Annotated in this window: 15 protein-coding genes and 1 tRNA gene; 11 read left to right on the forward strand and 5 right to left on the reverse strand. The window is 69.6% G+C overall.

The window, feature by feature from the left end:
• Positions 1-65 precede the first annotated feature (65 nt).
• The 3 genes from AB0B64_RS16035 to AB0B64_RS16045 all read left to right on the forward strand — a co-directional run bounded on the left by AB0B64_RS16035 (position 66) and on the right by AB0B64_RS16045 (position 1,647).
• Positions 66-1,145, forward strand: coding sequence for a hypothetical protein (locus AB0B64_RS16035; RefSeq protein WP_357953929.1), 1,080 nt, complete (start codon positions 66-68; stop codon positions 1,143-1,145).
• 129 nt (positions 1,146-1,274) lie between these two features.
• The gene (locus tag AB0B64_RS16040) at positions 1,275-1,502 is read left to right on the forward strand and encodes a hypothetical protein (protein WP_358178071.1); all 228 of its coding nucleotides are present in this window, start codon (positions 1,275-1,277) and stop codon (positions 1,500-1,502) included.
• A 37-nt stretch (positions 1,503-1,539) separates the two neighbouring features.
• Positions 1,540-1,647: a hypothetical protein gene (locus tag AB0B64_RS16045; RefSeq protein WP_358178700.1), complete on the forward strand. Its 108-nt coding sequence runs from the start codon at positions 1,540-1,542 to the stop codon at positions 1,645-1,647.
• A gap of 960 nt (positions 1,648-2,607) precedes the next feature.
• On the opposite strand, the gene AB0B64_RS16050 is transcribed toward AB0B64_RS16045, so the two are convergent.
• Together AB0B64_RS16050 and AB0B64_RS16055 are read right to left on the reverse strand one after the other, a co-directional pair.
• A complete protein-coding gene (locus AB0B64_RS16050) occupies positions 2,608-4,080 on the reverse strand; it encodes a hypothetical protein (RefSeq protein WP_358178074.1) in 1,473 nt (490 codons plus the stop codon).
• Between the two features lie 309 nt (positions 4,081-4,389).
• Positions 4,390-4,463: transfer RNA gene (locus AB0B64_RS16055), tRNA-Arg, on the reverse strand.
• Between the two features lie 92 nt (positions 4,464-4,555).
• On the opposite strand from AB0B64_RS16055, the gene AB0B64_RS16060 reads away from it, so the two are divergent.
• The gene (locus AB0B64_RS16060) at positions 4,556-5,509 is read left to right on the forward strand and encodes a tyrosine-type recombinase/integrase (protein ID WP_357955881.1); all 954 of its coding nucleotides are present in this window, start codon (positions 4,556-4,558) and stop codon (positions 5,507-5,509) included.
• A 74-nt stretch (positions 5,510-5,583) separates the two neighbouring features.
• Here the strand turns inward: AB0B64_RS16060 and AB0B64_RS16065 are convergent, their stop codons facing one another.
• Positions 5,584-6,318 (reverse strand): ZIP family metal transporter, encoded by a 735-nt coding sequence (locus AB0B64_RS16065; protein ID WP_357955883.1) that lies wholly within the window; start codon positions 6,316-6,318, stop codon positions 5,584-5,586.
• A gap of 95 nt (positions 6,319-6,413) precedes the next feature.
• Between AB0B64_RS16065 and AB0B64_RS16070 the strand changes: the two genes are divergently transcribed.
• Genes AB0B64_RS16070 through AB0B64_RS16100 form a run of 7 tightly spaced genes read left to right on the forward strand, consistent with a single transcriptional unit; the run spans position 6,414 to position 13,113 of the window.
• Complete coding sequence (locus AB0B64_RS16070; RefSeq protein ID WP_358178077.1) at positions 6,414-7,199, forward strand: phosphotransferase; 786 nt, start codon at positions 6,414-6,416, stop codon at positions 7,197-7,199.
• Positions 7,180-8,136, forward strand: coding sequence for a cobalamin biosynthesis protein (locus AB0B64_RS16075; protein ID WP_357955887.1), 957 nt, complete (start codon positions 7,180-7,182; stop codon positions 8,134-8,136). The genes AB0B64_RS16070 and AB0B64_RS16075 overlap by 20 nt, the downstream gene beginning before the upstream one ends.
• A 47-nt stretch (positions 8,137-8,183) precedes the next feature.
• Complete coding sequence (locus tag AB0B64_RS16080) at positions 8,184-9,695, forward strand: ABC transporter substrate-binding protein (RefSeq protein ID WP_357955889.1); 1,512 nt, start codon at positions 8,184-8,186, stop codon at positions 9,693-9,695.
• The gene (locus AB0B64_RS16085; RefSeq protein WP_225292399.1) at positions 9,695-10,660 is read left to right on the forward strand and encodes an ABC transporter permease; all 966 of its coding nucleotides are present in this window, start codon (positions 9,695-9,697) and stop codon (positions 10,658-10,660) included. Before AB0B64_RS16080 ends, AB0B64_RS16085 begins: the two co-directional genes overlap by 1 nt.
• 37 nt (positions 10,661-10,697) lie before the next feature.
• The gene (locus AB0B64_RS16090) at positions 10,698-11,510 is read left to right on the forward strand and encodes an ABC transporter permease (protein ID WP_357955894.1); all 813 of its coding nucleotides are present in this window, start codon (positions 10,698-10,700) and stop codon (positions 11,508-11,510) included.
• On the forward strand, positions 11,507-12,298 hold the full coding sequence (locus AB0B64_RS16095) for an ABC transporter ATP-binding protein (protein ID WP_357955896.1): 792 nt from the start codon (positions 11,507-11,509) through the stop codon (positions 12,296-12,298). The genes AB0B64_RS16090 and AB0B64_RS16095 overlap by 4 nt, the downstream gene beginning before the upstream one ends.
• Entirely contained in the window at positions 12,295-13,113 is an 819-nt protein-coding gene (locus AB0B64_RS16100) for an ABC transporter ATP-binding protein (RefSeq protein WP_358178081.1), read from the forward strand. Before AB0B64_RS16095 ends, AB0B64_RS16100 begins: the two co-directional genes overlap by 4 nt.
• Here the strand turns inward: AB0B64_RS16100 and AB0B64_RS16105 are convergent.
• Complete coding sequence (locus AB0B64_RS16105; RefSeq protein WP_358178084.1) at positions 13,058-14,230, reverse strand: MFS transporter; 1,173 nt, start codon at positions 14,228-14,230, stop codon at positions 13,058-13,060. The genes AB0B64_RS16100 and AB0B64_RS16105 overlap by 56 nt on opposite strands.
• Positions 14,227-15,567 (reverse strand): AlkA N-terminal domain-containing protein, encoded by a 1,341-nt coding sequence (locus AB0B64_RS16110; protein ID WP_358178087.1) that lies wholly within the window; start codon positions 15,565-15,567, stop codon positions 14,227-14,229. Before AB0B64_RS16110 ends, AB0B64_RS16105 begins: the two co-directional genes overlap by 4 nt.
• Between the last annotated feature and the right edge of the window lie 10 nt (positions 15,568-15,577).

Genomic DNA, 15,577 nt, shown 5'->3' on the forward strand with positions numbered 1-15,577 from the left:
GACAGGCGGTCGTACGTGGTGTCGCGCGCCTGGGCAGCCTCGTCGATCGGTGCGACGATGGTCGGATGGCAGCTGCAATCCGGCACGCGGATCTGGTCGCGGATCTGAGAACGGTACGCGAGCGAGGGTTGCTCAGGCTCCGCCGCACGCCGCTCCCCGCGTTGACAGCCGCGGCGCAGGCGCTCGGCCCTCCGATCGACGCCGAGTTGGTGCCGTCCTCGATCGCGTCCCTGCTCGACCAGGTGGTCAACGGCATGAAGGACGGCACACTGGCGACGGCGTGCGCGTACACGTTCGGGATCATCGCCGGCACCCGGGACTGGTCGGCGCAGAGCCGCAGGCGGCGGGCGTCGGAGGTGTACGCCGTGTCGCCGGAGCGCTTTCGCAAGCACCACGAGCGGGTGATCATCGAGTACGTCGCCGAGGAGATCCTGCGCCTGCGCGGCGGGCGCAGTCAGCTGGCTCCGGACGAGGAGCTGCCCTTGGGGGCCCGCCGCCGGCTGGTCCTGGGCCGGACCGGACACGAGCGGTACGTGACCGTCTGCCGCATGCCGGTGCAGACGCTGCGCGACATGGACATCCTGGTCTCCTCCGAGAACGTGTACCTGGAGATGTCCAAGATCTTCAAGTCGTCCCTGTCGGCCAGCCTGCGCGCCGCGGCGGCGCGCAGGAACGACGCCGGCGAGCTGATCGACGACGTCCTGCAGCGGGAGTTACGCCTCTGGTCACTCGAGCACGGCCGGGAAGGCCTGGCCGTCGCGCCGGGCACCGTGGTCCCCACCTCGCCGGGGGAGCTGGCGCGCAGTGGGGTCAGGCGCATCTACCACGCGGCGACGGCGATCCCGCGCACGCACACGAACGACTACGACGTCGAGCCCACGGGCGTGGTGCGAGCGGTCAGCAACGCGTTCCAGCTGGCCGGGCAGGAACGCGACAGATACGCACCGTCCCTGCGATCGATCTGCTTCCCGCTGTTCGGCGCCGGTCGCGGCGGCCTGGCCCCCGGGACGAGCTTCGCCTACCTGTGGGCCGGACTCGAGCCTCAGTTGTCGGACGCCTGGGAGGTGTACTTGCTGACGCGCAGCACAGAGGGCTGCGCGGCGGTGCTGCGTTCGTTGTCGGACCTCGGCGCGCGTCCCGCGTGACCCCGCACGGCGCGAGCCTGCGCCTGCCGGTTATCACATCCGCCCAGGTCATGACCATGAGGGCTTCGCGTGGCGGCGCGAGCTCCAAGCATCAAGGCGACGGAACCAAGTGCGGCAGGATGATCGACCGTGCTCCTTCGCCTGGCCTACCTCGCCGTCACGAACGCTTTTGCCGCGCTGCCGTTGCTCCCCGTGAGCGATCGGGATAAGGACGTGGAGATTCTTGCTCTGCGTCACCAGATCGCCGTCCTTGAACGCCAGCTCGGCGCTGACACCAGAGTGAGATTCGCGCCTGAGGACCGGGCCTTTCTCGCCGCTCTCCTGACCTCGATGCCGCATCGGCACGCTGCGCCGTGAACTCCTGGACCGGATCCTGATCCTCAACGAACGCCACCTGGCCCTCGTGCTCCAGGAGTACCTGATCCACTACAACGGGCACCGGCCGCACCAATCCCGGCACCAACGACCCCGGACCTCACAACGCCGCCCACCCACGACGTGACCGACCTCAACGACTTGCGATCCATCCGCCGAAAACCCGTCGTCACCGACGTGATCAACGAATACCATCACGCCGCATAACCGCAGCTCAAGCCACGTAACTCAATATTCGAGCGGCACAGGATACGCCGTTGCTGCGAAACTCCCAAGAATCGAAATCGAGTGGAAGTCGCCAAAGGTGGGCGACACTCTCAAGGAGTCAAACGTTAATACACTTTGGCTTCTTTTGTATGATGAACATCAGCAGACCAAGGTAGAGACGGCGTCTGAAAATTATGCTGGCTACCAAGGATCTGGCTTCACTTGGCGGAGCTCAGGACATGGATGGACGCCCCCAACACCATTCGGCCTGTGGACAATTATAAGCGAGGAACGCAGTGCTAACAGAGCGCTTTTCTGGGCGGGAATACTTCTTGGCGGTGCAGTGTCACTGCTGATTTGGGCCGGGGATTTGGCGATCAATAGATATAGAGATAAATCAAAGTCGGCGCACGCGGACACATAGTAAAGTCAGAGAACTTCCCTCCTTGGCTAGTGATGAAGGCGGCTGGTCAATCCTCGTTACCGTCTGGTGGCATGGGTGGATGTGCGGTGATGGGGTAGGTTGCGGACCCCAAATAGCCGTACTTGGCGTACCACGCAGCTCGACGCGACTCTTCCTCTTGACGGTCCAGGTCGCGAAGCCGGCTTCGCGCTAGGCCCGATGCGTAGGCCAGCTCGCTGGCGACTGCCTTTGCGAGCCATTCTCGCGCCTCGACTCTCCGCCCGTGCTCCGCCTCCAGGCTGCCAAGGTCGACCATCGCCACGGGCGCGATTTCCTGGTGACCGAGTCCTGGTGGCCAGACTCCACCGCCCGCACAAACCACTCGCGGGCCTCCTCCACCCGCCCGCGCTTCACCTCCAGGACGCCAAGGTCGACCATCGCCTTTGGCGCGGAGTCTTGGTGACCGGACTCCACCGCTCACGCCCACCAATGGCGGGCCTCCTCCAGCCGCCCCTGCTCCACCTCCAGGCTGCCAAGGTTGACCATCGCCCTCGGCGAGTCAGGATGACTAGATTCCACAGCTCGCACCAGCCATTGACCGCAACGGCCGAAGTCATGGATGGCGTAGAACTGATCAGCAATGGTCATCAGTACGGGCAGGGTGATGTCAGCGGTGGGAAAGTGCTCCAGGAGTTGGGCAGCGGCCTCGAAGTCGCCGTTGTCGAGCGCTGTGTAGCCGACTTTAAGTAGATCTTTGCCGTCGAGATACCGGCGGGCGTAATTCCACAGAGCCGGGGCGATGGGCCAACCGATCGGTTCCACTTCTGCGGCGAGTACGGCCAGCAACTGATGTGGCCGATAGGGGGCAGTGGCGCTGAGCAGTTGCGGACGACCCGCTGACGTCGGCGCCTTCGCCCAGTCCAGTGCGCGGGCGAAGCCCTCGGCTGGAAGCCGGGTGCGCGCCGGTAGCTGTACCACGTGGCGCCGGTAATCTTTCCACAGCTCCTGCAGTGCTTTCCTAGTTAGCGGCTCCGGCATTTGCGCGCGGTACCAGTCGGTGGCCGCGCGCACCAACGCCACTCGGTCGGCGGCCTGTCCGGAACTGCCTGGTGTCAGCGCTTCGCGCAGTTGCCTCAGGGAAACCATCAGACGGCCCATCAGCACCTCAGTCGCCGAATCGTCCACGACCGACTGCAGTACCTGGTAAGCGGGTTCGGCGCGAATCAATTCCCGCTCGCCAGGGGAGACCACTTCCAGGATGAGATGGACGGTGTGCTCGCCCAGAAAGCCCATCACATGAGAGGGAAGCCGAGCCGCGGACTCCCCGTTCGGGCCGGTAACCTCCTCAGTGTGCACGGTGGCCAAAATTCCAACCCGAGGCGGAAGCTCAGCCAGAAGCGTTTCGGTGAGCTGCCCCATATGATCCAGGCTGATCGCATCTAGCCACACCACTACCCCGGCCTGCGGTTCCACCCACCCAGTGGCCTGCTCCACCATCGCCGCTAGCGTCAACCCCTGCTCACGCTCAAACGCAGCCACCCTCCAAAGAGGCATGTGAGTCTGCGCCGCATGAGCCAACGCGTGTGTGCTGCCGGCCAGACGTTCCCCTTGTACCACCACCACCTGCCGCCCCTGCCCACCGACCAGGGCGTCCAGCGCCTCCCCTAGCACCGCGTCAACCGGCCGAGGTATGTGCGGCGCCGCCCGTTCAGGACCGGCAAAACGCGAGTCGGCGACCCCAAGCTGAGCAAGACTGATCTGCTCCAGCCGCAACGGTCGCCCATCGGCATCGGCAAGGCGCAGCCTCCCGGCCAGCTGGGGCCGACTCCTCCAACGATCCCAGACGGCAGTTCCCAGAGCTGCGGTCAGCGCTGCCGCTCCCCATCCCCAACTCCACCCGCTGTCGTCAAGCACCTGATTGCCTAAGACCGCGACCACCAGCAGCAGCACCGCGCTGCCGAATCCACCCCACCGCGCCCGACGCCCAGAAGCCATTGCAGGCCGCCCTTCCGCTCGTACCCGATTCCCCGAGCGCCCCTGCCCATTGTCCATTCCACCCGAGGCCTTGTCCTCAGGTCCTGCGCCGGCGGATCGCCGAGGCCCTTGAGGAGGATGACCCGTGAGCCCCGGAACCGTGGGCAAGCATTGGGCGGAGACACCCGCAATCGATCGGTGAGAGCTGTAGACAGCCGGACATGAAGAACCCCCGCCCCTGCGCAACAGCGCAGGTCAGGCGGGGGTTTCGCTGGTCGTGATCTGCGCGCCCTGCAGGATTCGAACCTGCGACCGTCGGATTAGAAGTCCGATGCTCTATCCAGCTGAGCTAAGGGCGCTCGAATTCGGCCTCTGACCAGCATGTCAGCCGACCAGGAGAGACGGTAGCATAATCATACGCCGATCGAACAGTATCGGATTTGGAGGGGCCATGGCACGATCCCGAAGACAGATGCCCCCTTCGCCTCCCCTGCTCGACATGGTGCCCTCCTGGGAATTGTCCCTTCAGGCGGCTGACAAGTCACCCGGAACGATCCGGAGCTACCTCGACAGCGTACGCGTCCTGGCCCGGTTTCTCTCCGAGCGCGGGTTGCCCGCGGAGGTGGAGGCGGTCGACGCCGCGAACGTACGCGCGTTTCTCGATGCCAGTACGGCCGCGACCAGTTCCGGGAACGCGCGCAAGCATTTTCGCAACCTGCGGGTGTTCTTCAACTGGCTGATCGCGGAAGAGGAGCGGATCGCGGGGACGCCCATGGATGGGATCGATCCGCCGAAGGGGGCCGGTCGGACGGTCGAGTTGCTGGCTGATCGGGAGCTTGAGGCACTACTGGAGGTGTGTTCCGGGGGGTCTTGGGTGGATCGTCGGGATACCGCGATCGTGCGGGTGCTCATGGACAATGGAATGCGGCTGTCCTGGCTGGCCGGGCTCCGGCACGGTCCTACCGGTGATCAGCGGGACAATACTCAAGCCGGGCGGACCGGGGATGTGTGGTTGGATCGGCGGCTGCTGCGGATCGTCCGTAAGGGTGACGACGCGCATCTGGTGCCGATCGGGCCGAAGGCCGCCGCGGCGATCGATCGGTATCTGCGGGCCCGTACGCGGCATCCGCACGCGGCCTCGCCCTGGCTCTGGCTTCCGGTACGCGGTATCACGGCCGAGGGCGGGGAGCGGCGGCTGACCGCGACGGGCATACAGCAGATGCTGGAACGGCGGGGTCGGGAGGCGGGGATCCCTGGGCGGCTGCATCCGCACCGGTTCCGGCAGACGATGGCCGACGACTACCTGGACAAGGGCGGCGATCCGCTCGATCTGATGCGGATCACCGGGTGGAAGAGCGTGGAGATGGTACGCCGATACCTCAGCGCCGCCGCCGAACGCCACTGAACCTCGGTGCCGCCGAACGTCACCAAACCTCGGTGCCGACTGCCCGTAGCGGACCACGAACAGCAGCACGTCAGTCAGTCCGTCAGGGCGATCACCAGCCACATGAACGCCGCCCCCGCCACCGTGGCCAGCAGCGTCGGACCCGCCGCGCGGCTGGTGGTGTGGGCCTCCGGCAGGATGTCCGACGTCGCCAAGTACAGCAGAAACCCGGCGAACATCCCCAGATACGCCCCCAGCACCCCCGCCGGAATCGCGATCAGTGACGTCAACGTAGCCCCCGTCACCGGCGCCAGAGCGTCCAGACCCAGCAGGATCAGCGCCCGGCGGCGCGCGTTCCCGTACAGGGAAGTGATCGTGTACGTGTTGAACCCGTCCGTGAAGTCGTGCGCGATGACGCCGATCGCGACCGCGACCGCGAGCGTGGTGTCGGTCTGGAAGGCGGCGCCGATCGCGGCGCCGTCGAGGAAGCTGTGGACGACGAGCGCGGCGCCGGCGACGAGGCCGACGCCCGCGTGCGAGTGGCGGTGTGAGGCGTAGTCGCCTTCGTGGGCGTCGTGCATGCCCATCGAGCGTTCGACGCTGTGAATGCCCAGGAACGCCAGCGCGAACATCAGCATCGGCACCGGCACCCCGCCCAGCTGAGCCGGGTCGCGGGAGAGCGCCTCCGGCAGCAGGTCGAACGCCACCACGCCGAGCATGACGCCGGCGGCGGCGCCGAGGACGAGGTGACGGCGTTCCCTGACGCGATGCGCGACCAGCCCGCCGAGCAGCGTCATCAGGAATGCCGCGAACGACAGCATGATCGGCATGAGGCTCCAGGCTAGGGGGCGCGTGCGCGTCACAGAGTCGCGACACGCTAAAACGCCAGGCGGGAGGGGTGTAAAAGGGTCTAAGCTTTCTCGGCATGGTCGCGACGCTCCTGCACGAGATCCCCTTGCAGGGCGGGGACGTGACAGACGGGGTGGTCCGGGTCGGTGACACCGTCCGCAGACCGGCGAGCCCGTCGACGCCCGCCGTGCACGCTCTGCTCCGCCACCTGGAAGCCGCAGGGTTCGAGGGCGCGCCGCGCGTCGTGGGCATGGACGGGCTCGGGCGCGAGATCCTCACCTATATTCCGGGTACGACCGGGCTCGGCCTGGTGACGGTCACCGACGAGGCGCTGGTACGGCTGGCCGAGCTGTTGCGCGACTTCCACGACGCGACGCGGGGCTTCCCGCTGACGCGCGGCGGATGGAAGGGCGGTTCGAACGACGACGCCGCCCCGGAGGTCATCGGCCACTGCGATTTAACCCTTCAAAACGTGATATTTCGCGACGGAAGGCCCCGGGCGCTGATCGACTTCGATCTGGCCCGGCCAACGACCCGGCTGTTCGACGTCGTCACGACGCTCAGGCACTGGGCGCCCATCGGCGACCCGGTCGATCTGGCGCCGCTCCAGCGCGGGCTGGACGTGGGGGCGCGGCTGCGCCTGTTCTGCGACGCGTACGGGGTGCCGCCGCGCGATCGCCGACGGCTGCTGGAGCTGGCCAGGCTCCGGTTCCAGCGCTCGTACACGGTCATGCGTGACCGGGCGGCGACGGGTGGGAGCTGGGCCAGGATGTGGGCGGGCGGCGCGGGCGAGCGCATCCGCCGGGCCGCCGCCTGGCTGGACAAGCACGAAGATAGGCTCCATGCGCATTTGGTCAGCTAAGTCCCACCCGGTCAACGACATCTCGCGGCCGGTGGGCATCGCGTTGGGCGTGGCGCTCGACGCCGTCATCGGTGACCCGCGCGCGGCCCACCCCGTCGCGCTGTTCGGCCGTGCCGCCACCCGGCTGGAGCAGGCCCTGTATGGCGACGCCAGGCCGAACGGCGTCGTACACGTCGCCCTCTGCGCGGGCGCGGCCACGGGCCTGGGCGTGCTCGCCGAACGCGTGGCGAACCCCGTCGCCCGTACGGCGCTGACGGCCGTCGCCACCTGGGCGGTGCTCGGCGGCACCACGCTGGCCCGCGAGGGCGCCTACCTGGCCGCGGCGCTGGAGGACGACGACCTGACCAGGGCCCGCGCCCGCCTCCCCCACCTGTGCGGCCGCGACCCCGCCGCGCTGGAGGCGCCCGAGATCGCCAGGGCCACCGTCGAGTCGCTGGCCGAGAACGCCTCCGACGCGGTCGTGGCCCCGCTCTTCTGGGGTGCCGTGGCGGGCGTGCCGGGGCTGCTGGCCTACCGGGCGATCAACACGCTGGACGCGATGATCGGCCACCACTCCCCCCGCTACGAACGTTTCGGGTGGGCGGCGGCCAGGCTCGACGACGTGGCCAATTACCTGCCGGCCCGGCTCACGGGGTTGATCACCGTACTCGTCGCCCCGAACCGGGCGCAGGCGCTGGCCGTACTGCGAAGAGATGGGCACCGCCATCCCAGCCCCAACGCGGGCAGGTGCGAGGCCGCATTCGCCGGGGCGCTCGACCTCACGCTGGGTGGCACGAACGTCTACGGCGGCAGAACCGAGCACCGGCCGACCATGGGCGACGGTCCCAAGCCCGAGCCGGCGGACGTCCGGCGCGCGGTGCGCCTCACCCGGGCGGTGAGCCTGACCGCCGCCGGAATCGCCGTGCTGGCCGCGTGGGGCCTGCGCCGCCGGGCCTGAAAGCCCCCGAGGCTATAATCTACTAAACCTACCGATTTAGTACCTAAATGTCAGGGATCCTCGTGACCAGCAAGATCGTCGGTGCGGCCCTCGCTCTCAGCCTAGCTCTCGCCGCCTGCGGCACTGGGTCGGGCGTCACCGCCAGCACCGCTCCACCAACCGCCGCGACCATCGAGATCGGCTCCCTCTACGAGCCGCAGAACCTCGACAACACCGCCGGCGGCGGCCAGGGCGTCACGGAGGCGTTCAACGGCAACGTCTACGAGGGCCTGTTCAAGCTGACCGACGACGGCAAGGTCGAGAACCTGCTCGCCGAGGGCCACAAGGTGAGCCCCGACGGCCTCACCTATACCTTCACGCTGCGCAAGGGTGTGAAGTTCCACTCCGGCAAGCCGCTGACCTCGGCCGATGTGAAGTACAGCATCGAGAAGGTCACCGCGAAGGACTCGCAGTCGGCGCGCAAGAGCGGCTTCAAGCCGGTCAAGAGCATCGAGACCCCGGACGACGCGACCGTGGTGGTGAAGCTGGCGAGCCGGTCGATCTCGCTGGTCTACAACCTCAGCTACGTGTGGATCATCAATTCGGCGGCGAAGAACCTCACCACCTCCGAAGACGGCACCGGCCCGTACAAGCTGGGTGCCTGGAAGCGCGGCTCCACGCTGAGCCTCGACCGGTTCGACGGCTACTGGGGCGCCAAGCCGGCGAACAAGGGCGTCGTGTTCCACTACTTCACCGACGCGACCGCGCTGAACAACGCGCTGCTCACCAACGCCGTCGACATCGTCACCAGCGAGCAGAGCCCGGACGCCCTCGCGCAGTTCAAGGACAACAAGGATTACCGGGTCAGCGACGGTCATTCCACGACCAAGCTGCTGCTGGCCTTCAACGACCGGAAGGCGCCGTTCGACAAGCCGCTGGTGCGCAAGGCCGTCACCTCGGCCATCGACAATGCCAAGCTGCTGGAGTCGATCTGGGCGGGTTACGGCAGCCTGATCGGCTCGATGGTGCCGCCGACCGACCCGTGGTACGAGGACCTGACCAAGGTCAACCCGTACGACGTGAACCTGGCGAAGAAGGAGCTGGCCGAGGCCGGTTACGCCAAGGGCTTCGCCTTCACGCTCGACACGCCCAACTACGACCCGCACCCCACGGCGGCGGCGTTCATCAAGAGCGAGCTGGCAAAGGTCGGCATCACGGTCACGATCAACGTCATCACCGCCGACGAGTGGTACTCGAAGGTGTACAAGAACCGCGACTTCGCCGCCACCCTCCAGGAGCACGTCAACGACAGGGATGTGGTCTGGTACGGCGACCCGGACTTCTACTGGGGCTACGACAACCCGCAGGTCACCAAGTGGGTCACTGAGGCCGAGCAGGCCGAGACCACCGAGGCGCAGACCGAACTGCTGAAGAAGGTCAACCGGCAGATCGCCGAGGACGCGGCGAGCGACTGGCTCTACCTCTATCCGCAGATCGTGGTGGCGTCGTCGGACCTGTCGGGCTACCCGATCAACGGCCTGAACTCGCAGTTCTACGTCTACGGCATCAAGAAGGGCTGATGGCGCGCTACCTGCTGCGCCGGACGGCCTTCCTGCTGGGCTCGCTGCTGCTGGCGGCGACGCTGCTGTTCCTGCTGCTCCGGCTGCTGCCCGGCGATCCGGCCAACTCGCTGCTGTCCGTCGGGGCCACGCCGGAGCAGATCGCGGCGGCCCGGCACCAGATCGGGTCGGACCGGCCGTTGCCCGAGCAGTTCGGCTCCTGGCTGGGCGGGCTGGCCCGGTTCGACCTGGGCACCTCGTTCGTCAGCACGCTGCCCGTGGGGCAGGAGATCGCCTCCCGGCTGGTGGTGACGGTGCCGCTGACACTGCTGTCGTTCCTGCTGGCGGTGGTGGTCGCGGTGCCGGTCGGCTTCCTGGCCGCCTACCGGGCGGACCGCTGGTACGGGCCGCTGCTGAACGGGGTGTCGCAGCTCGGCATCGCGGTACCGGTCTTCTGGATCGGGATGCTGCTGGTCACGGTGTTCGCGTTGCGGCTGCGGGTGCTGCCGGCTGGTGGGTTCCCCCGGCACGAGTGGGAGGACCCGGCCGCCGCGCTGACCTCGCTGGCCCTGCCCGTGGTGACGATCGCGCTGGTCATGTCGGCCTCGCTGATCCGCTACGTCCGCTCGGCCACGGTGGACGTGCTCGGCGCCGACTATCTGCGTACGGCCAGGGCGCTCGGCTCGTCCTTCGTCGGCGCGATGTGGCGGCACGGGCTGCGCAACGCGGCCGTCCCGGTCATCTCGATCCTCGGCATCGAGCTGGCCACCACGTTCCTCGGCGCGGTGGTGGTGGAGAGTGTGTTCGCGCTGCCGGGGCTGGGCGGGATGCTGGTGAAGGGCATCGCCGAGCACGACTATCCGGTCATCCAGGGCGTTCTGGTGGTCAGCACCTTCGCGGTGCTGGTGATCGGGTTCGCCGCCGACCTGGTACAGCGGCTCGTCGATCCCCGGCTCCGCGCCCACCTCGCCGGAGGCAGGCCATGAGGAGCGGGAGACCGGCCGTGAGGAGCGAGGGCGGGGCGTGAAGAGGTCGCCGACGTTCCTGATCGGCTGTGTGCTGGTGGCGCTGGTGTGCGCGGTCGCCGTGGTCTCGCTGTTCTGGCTGCCGTACGACCCGTCCGACACCTCGGGCGGCCGGCTCGTCCCGCCCGGGGGCGCGCACTGGCTCGGCACCGACAAGCTCGGCCGCGACCTGCTCAGCCGGCTCATGGTCGGCGCGCGCATCGCGCTGACGGTCGGCTTCGGCTCCGTGCTGGTCGGCGGCGTGCTCGGGGTGGCCGCCGGGCTGCTGGCCGGGTTCGCGACCCGGTGGCTGGACGACACGATCTCCGCCGTGCTCGACATCCTCATCGCCTTCCCCACGCTGCTGCTGGCCATGCTGGTGGTCGCGGTACGCCAGGCGTCACTGGGCTCGGCCGTGCTGGCGATCGGGCTGGCGATGTCGGCGATCGTCGCGCGGCTGACGCGGGTGCTGGTCAAGCGGGTGCTCGCCCAGGACTACATCACGGCCTCCCGTACCTCGGGCACATCGTGGCCGCGCGTCGTGACCGAGCACGTGCTGCCGAACATCTGGCCGACGCTGCTGGTCAACCTGGCCCTGCAGCTCGGTCTGGCCGTACTGGCCGAGGCGTCCCTGTCCTACCTCGGCCTCGGCCCGCCGCCGCCGAACGCCTCATGGGGACGGCTGCTGCAGGAGGCTCAGGCCACCGTGCTCACCGCGCCGACCGGCGCCATCGCGCCGGGCGTGCTGCTCGTGGTGCTCGTCGTGGGCGTGAACCTGGTCGCCGACGGCTTCAGAGACCTGGCCGACCCGACCCGCCGGAGGAGCCGATGAGCCTGCTGGACGTCCATGACCTCACGGTACGGCGGGCGGACGGTCGCGAGCTGGTCACCGGCGTGTCCTTCACCGTGGGCACCGGCGACCGGCTCGGCCTGATCGGCGAGTCCGGCTCCGGCAAGTCGCTGACCGCGCTGGCCGTCATGGGCCTGCTCCCGGCCGGCATGACCGCGCACGGCAGTGCCGTACTGGACGGCACGGAGATCGTCGGCGCACGTGACGGCGAGCTCGACGGGGTACGCGGCCGGGCGGCGGCCGTCGTCTTCCAGGAGCCGCTCACGGCGCTCGATCCGCTGATGCGCGTCGGTCACCAGCTCGCCGAGCCGCTCCGCCGCCATCAGCGGCTACGCGGCGGCCCGCTGCGCGCCGCGGTCATGGCGGCCTTGGCCGAGGTACGGCTCGACGAGCGCGTGGCGCGGGCGTACCCGCACGAGATCTCCGGGGGCCAGCGGCAACGGGTGGCCATCGCCATGGCCCTGGCCTGCCGGCCGAAGCTGCTGATCGCCGACGAACCGACCACGGCCTTGGACGTCACCGTCCAGGCCGAGGTGCTGACGCTGCTCGACGGGCTGGTCGGGAGCCGGGGGATGGCGTTGCTGTTCATCAGTCACGACCTGGCCGTCGTGGCGGGGGTCACGGACCGGATCGTGGTGCTGAAGGAGGGGGTGGCGGTCGAGTCGGGCAGCGTGCGCGACATCGTGTACGAGCCTGGCCACGCGTACACCCGCTCGCTGGTGGCCAGCGCGTGGGAGCTGGAAGGCGAGCTGGATCGGATGGCGCCATGAACCCCGATGAAGCCGGATCCGGGGGCGGCGTAGTGCTGGAGGCGCGCGACGTGGGGTTCGCCTACCGGAAGGCGGCCCCCGTACTCAGCGACGTGTCGGTCGCCGTCTCCCCCGGGCGCAGCCTGGCCCTGGTCGGCGAGTCCGGCGCGGGCAAGACGACGCTGCTGCGGCTGCTGCTCGGCCTGGCCAGACCGAGCAGCGGCCGGATCCTGTTCGACGGCAGGGAGCCCACTGGCCGCGAGTTCCGGCGGAACGTGCAGCCCGTGTTCCAGGACCCGTACTCCTCCCTCGATCCCCGGCAGCGCGTGGGCCGGATCATCTCCGAGCCGCTGCGCTCGCTGAGACTGCTCGGCTCGCGCGACGAGGCGGGGGACCGGGTGGCCGAGGCGCTGCGGGCGGTCGGGCTGCCCGCCGACGCGGCGCGCCGCTACCCGCACGAGTTCTCGGGCGGGCAGCGGCAGCGCATCGCGATCGCCAGGGCCATCGTCTGCGAGCCGAAGGTGCTGCTCGCCGACGAACCGGTCAGCGCGCTGGACGTCTCGACCCGGGTACGTGTCGTCGAACTGCTGGCCGAGCTGGGCGAGAGCCGGGGCATGGCCGTGGTGATGGTCTCGCACGACCTGACCGTGGTGGCGGCCCTCTGCCGGGACACGGCGGTGCTCGAACGCGGACGCGTCGTCGAGCAGGGCCCCACCCCGGCCGTACTCGGCTCCCCCGCCCACCCGTACACGCGCAAGCTCCTCGACAGCGTGCCCCGGCTCAGTCGCGCGGCAGGAGCAGGAGAAGGGCGGGCAGCCCGGCCAGAGCGGCCATGAGGACGGCGGTCAGCGTGAGGTTCCCGCCGGCCAGGAGCGGGGCCACGGCGGCGGCGCCGACCGGCGGTGTGGCCTGCATGAGCGTACGGAGCACGCTGAACGCGCGGCCGCGCAGGGCGGGCGGGATCAGCTCCATGCGTAGCGACTGGGCCCAGATGGTCATCACCACGCCCGCCGCCCCGATCAGCAGGAACCCGGCCGCGAGCGCCCACCGGTCGGGTACGGCCAGCAGCGCCAGGAATCCGGCCGCCGCGACGAGTTGGGCCAGCCCGATCGCCCGCATCCGGCTGACGTTCGGCTTCCACGATCCGGCCAGGAACCCGCCCGCCAGCTCGCCCACCGACAGGGCGCTCAGCAGCAGCGCCAGCGTGGCCGGGCCGCCGGGCAACCGATCCTTGGCCAGCCACGGCCCGGCGACCAGCACCAGGGCGCCCTCGGCGATGTTGAACGCCATGAACGCCAGCGTCGTGCGCACCAGCGCCCGATCGCGCAGCAGGTGGCCGAGGCGCGGCCGGCCCGTCTCCGGCGTCACGTGCGGCCGCAGCGGCGTGCGGACCAGCAGCGCGGCCACGGCGAAGCACAGATAGCTGGCCGCGTCGAGAGCGAGGACGTTCGCCGCGCCGATGGCGTCGATCATCGTCCCGGCCAGGGCGTAGCCCACGATTCCGGACACGGCGTACGCCAGGGACTCCAGCGCGTTGGCCTGGTCGAGCGCGTCCGGCTCGACGAGATCCGGGATGGCGGCGGGCACACCGGCCATGGGCACCATCTTGAGCAGGCCGTGCAGGGCCGCCACGACGAACGGCAGCCACCCCGGCACGCCGCCCAGCGCGGCCGTCAGCGGTACGGTGGCCACCGCGACGCCCCTGATCAGGCTGTCGGCGGCCAGCACGTGCCGCTTGTCGAAGCGGTCGAGCAGCGGGCCCACCGCCAGCCCGCCGGCCAGCACCGGCGCGGTGTAGCAGGCGGCCAGCAGGCTGAGCGCGCCGACGCCGCCCGGCCCGTTGAGCACCAGCCAGGACAGGGCCACGAGCGTCATGCCGTCGCCGACCAGCGAAATGGACGAGCCGATCCACAGCCTGCGGAAGTCCCGCGCGGCCAGAACGGTGAGTGTCATGCCGCGGCCCACAGGTGGTGCAGGGCGTAGGAGCGCCATGGGCGCCAGCTCGCGGGCGCCTGACGTACCTGCTGGGTGGGCAGGAAGACGTCGGGGTCGGCGAGCGCGCGCATGCGGATGTAGGCGGCGGTCCGCTCATCCACGCCGGGTACGGCGCGCAGCTGCCGCTCGGCCTCGTCCCGATCGGCGCCCGGATCGAGCGTGAGCCGCCCGGTGACCAGCGCCTCGGCGATCGGGACGACGTCGGCCAGTGCCGCCATCGGCGGGAACAGGTGGGTCACGGCCCCGGCCGGGCTGCCCAGCGGCTCGCCGAAGCGCTCGACCAGTTCCGCCAGCTCCTTCCCCGGCCCGCACATCGCGCGTACGGCCAGCTCAGCGGGGTCTACATGGCCCGGCGCGCGCAGCCCCGGACGGGCCGTGACCAGCGGGGCGAGCACCGGGTCCGCGCCGAGCACCTCCTCGATCTCGCGCGGGTCGGCGTCGAGGTCGAGCAATACCCGGCACCGCCGCACGGCGACGGCGAGGTCCCTGACGTCCGCCAGCAGCAGCTCGCACCGCATGTGATCGCCGCCGTCCGTCACGCCCACCACGGCTGTCCCGTACGGCAGGCGCAGCGACCTTCGGTAGAACCCGGCCCCGCCCTCCTCGACGCCGGGCACCGCCCGCGCGGCCAGGTAGGTGAACAGCGCCTCCGCGTCCAGCGGCGGCCGGTAGGCCAGCCGCACCTCGACCCGGACAGCCCGCGACCCTTCCACGAACCCCCGCTCAGTCGCGGGGTGCCCGGAGGTGCGGGACCGCAGGTCGGTCGGGGTCAGCCCGTACAGCTGCCTGATCGTCTGGTTGAACTGCCTGATGCTCGCGAACCCCGCCGCGAACGCCACCTCCCCCGCCCCCAACCCCGTCGACTCCAGCAGGACCCGCGCGGTCTGCGCCCGCTGCGCTCTGGCCAGCGCCTGCGGCCCGGCGCCCAGCTCGGCCAGCAGGAGCCGGTGCAGCTGCCGCTCGCTGTAGCCGAGCCGGGCGGCCAGCCCAGAGACGCCCTCCCGGTCCACCAGCCCGTCGGCGATCAGCCGCATCGCCCGGCCGGCCACGTCGGCCCGCAGGTTCCAGTCGGGCGAGCCGGGCGCCGCGTCGGGCCGGCAGCGCTTGCAGGCCCGGTGGCCCGCCTGCTGGGCGGCCGCGGCTGAGGGGTAGAGCCGCAGGTTCTCCGGCTTGGGCATGGCCGCCGGGCAGCTCGGCCGGCAGTAGACGCCCGTGGTGACGACCCCGACGAAGAACCGCCCGTCGAAGCGCCGATCGCGGCTCCTGAGCACCGCGTACAGATTGTCCGCATCCATCACCCGACCC

This window comes from Nonomuraea sp. NPDC049129 (genome assembly GCF_040648495.1).
In the GTDB taxonomy this organism is placed as follows: Bacteria; Actinomycetota; Actinomycetes; order Streptosporangiales; family Streptosporangiaceae; genus Nonomuraea.

What these genes read in the sequence shown, in the direction of transcription:
- AB0B64_RS16035 (WP_357953929.1), top strand. Translation starts at nt 66, where the DNA reads ATGGCAGCTGCAATCCGGCACGCGGATCTGGTCGCGGATCTGAGAACG.
- AB0B64_RS16060 (WP_357955881.1), top strand. Translation starts at nt 4,556, where the DNA reads ATGGCACGATCCCGAAGACAGATGCCCCCTTCGCCTCCCCTGCTCGAC.
- AB0B64_RS16065 (WP_357955883.1), bottom strand. Translation starts at nt 6,318, where the DNA reads ATGCCGATCATGCTGTCGTTCGCGGCATTCCTGATGACGCTGCTCGGC.
- AB0B64_RS16070 (WP_358178077.1), top strand. Translation starts at nt 6,414, where the DNA reads ATGGTCGCGACGCTCCTGCACGAGATCCCCTTGCAGGGCGGGGACGTG.
- AB0B64_RS16075 (WP_357955887.1), top strand. Translation starts at nt 7,180, where the DNA reads ATGCGCATTTGGTCAGCTAAGTCCCACCCGGTCAACGACATCTCGCGG.
- AB0B64_RS16080 (WP_357955889.1), top strand. Translation starts at nt 8,184, where the DNA reads ATGTCAGGGATCCTCGTGACCAGCAAGATCGTCGGTGCGGCCCTCGCT.
- AB0B64_RS16085 (WP_225292399.1), top strand. Translation starts at nt 9,695, where the DNA reads ATGGCGCGCTACCTGCTGCGCCGGACGGCCTTCCTGCTGGGCTCGCTG.
- AB0B64_RS16095 (WP_357955896.1), top strand. Translation starts at nt 11,507, where the DNA reads ATGAGCCTGCTGGACGTCCATGACCTCACGGTACGGCGGGCGGACGGT.
- AB0B64_RS16100 (WP_358178081.1), top strand. Translation starts at nt 12,295, where the DNA reads ATGAACCCCGATGAAGCCGGATCCGGGGGCGGCGTAGTGCTGGAGGCG.
- AB0B64_RS16105 (WP_358178084.1), bottom strand. Translation starts at nt 14,230, where the DNA reads ATGACACTCACCGTTCTGGCCGCGCGGGACTTCCGCAGGCTGTGGATC.
- AB0B64_RS16110 (WP_358178087.1), bottom strand. Translation starts at nt 15,567, where the DNA reads ATGGATGCGGACAATCTGTACGCGGTGCTCAGGAGCCGCGATCGGCGC.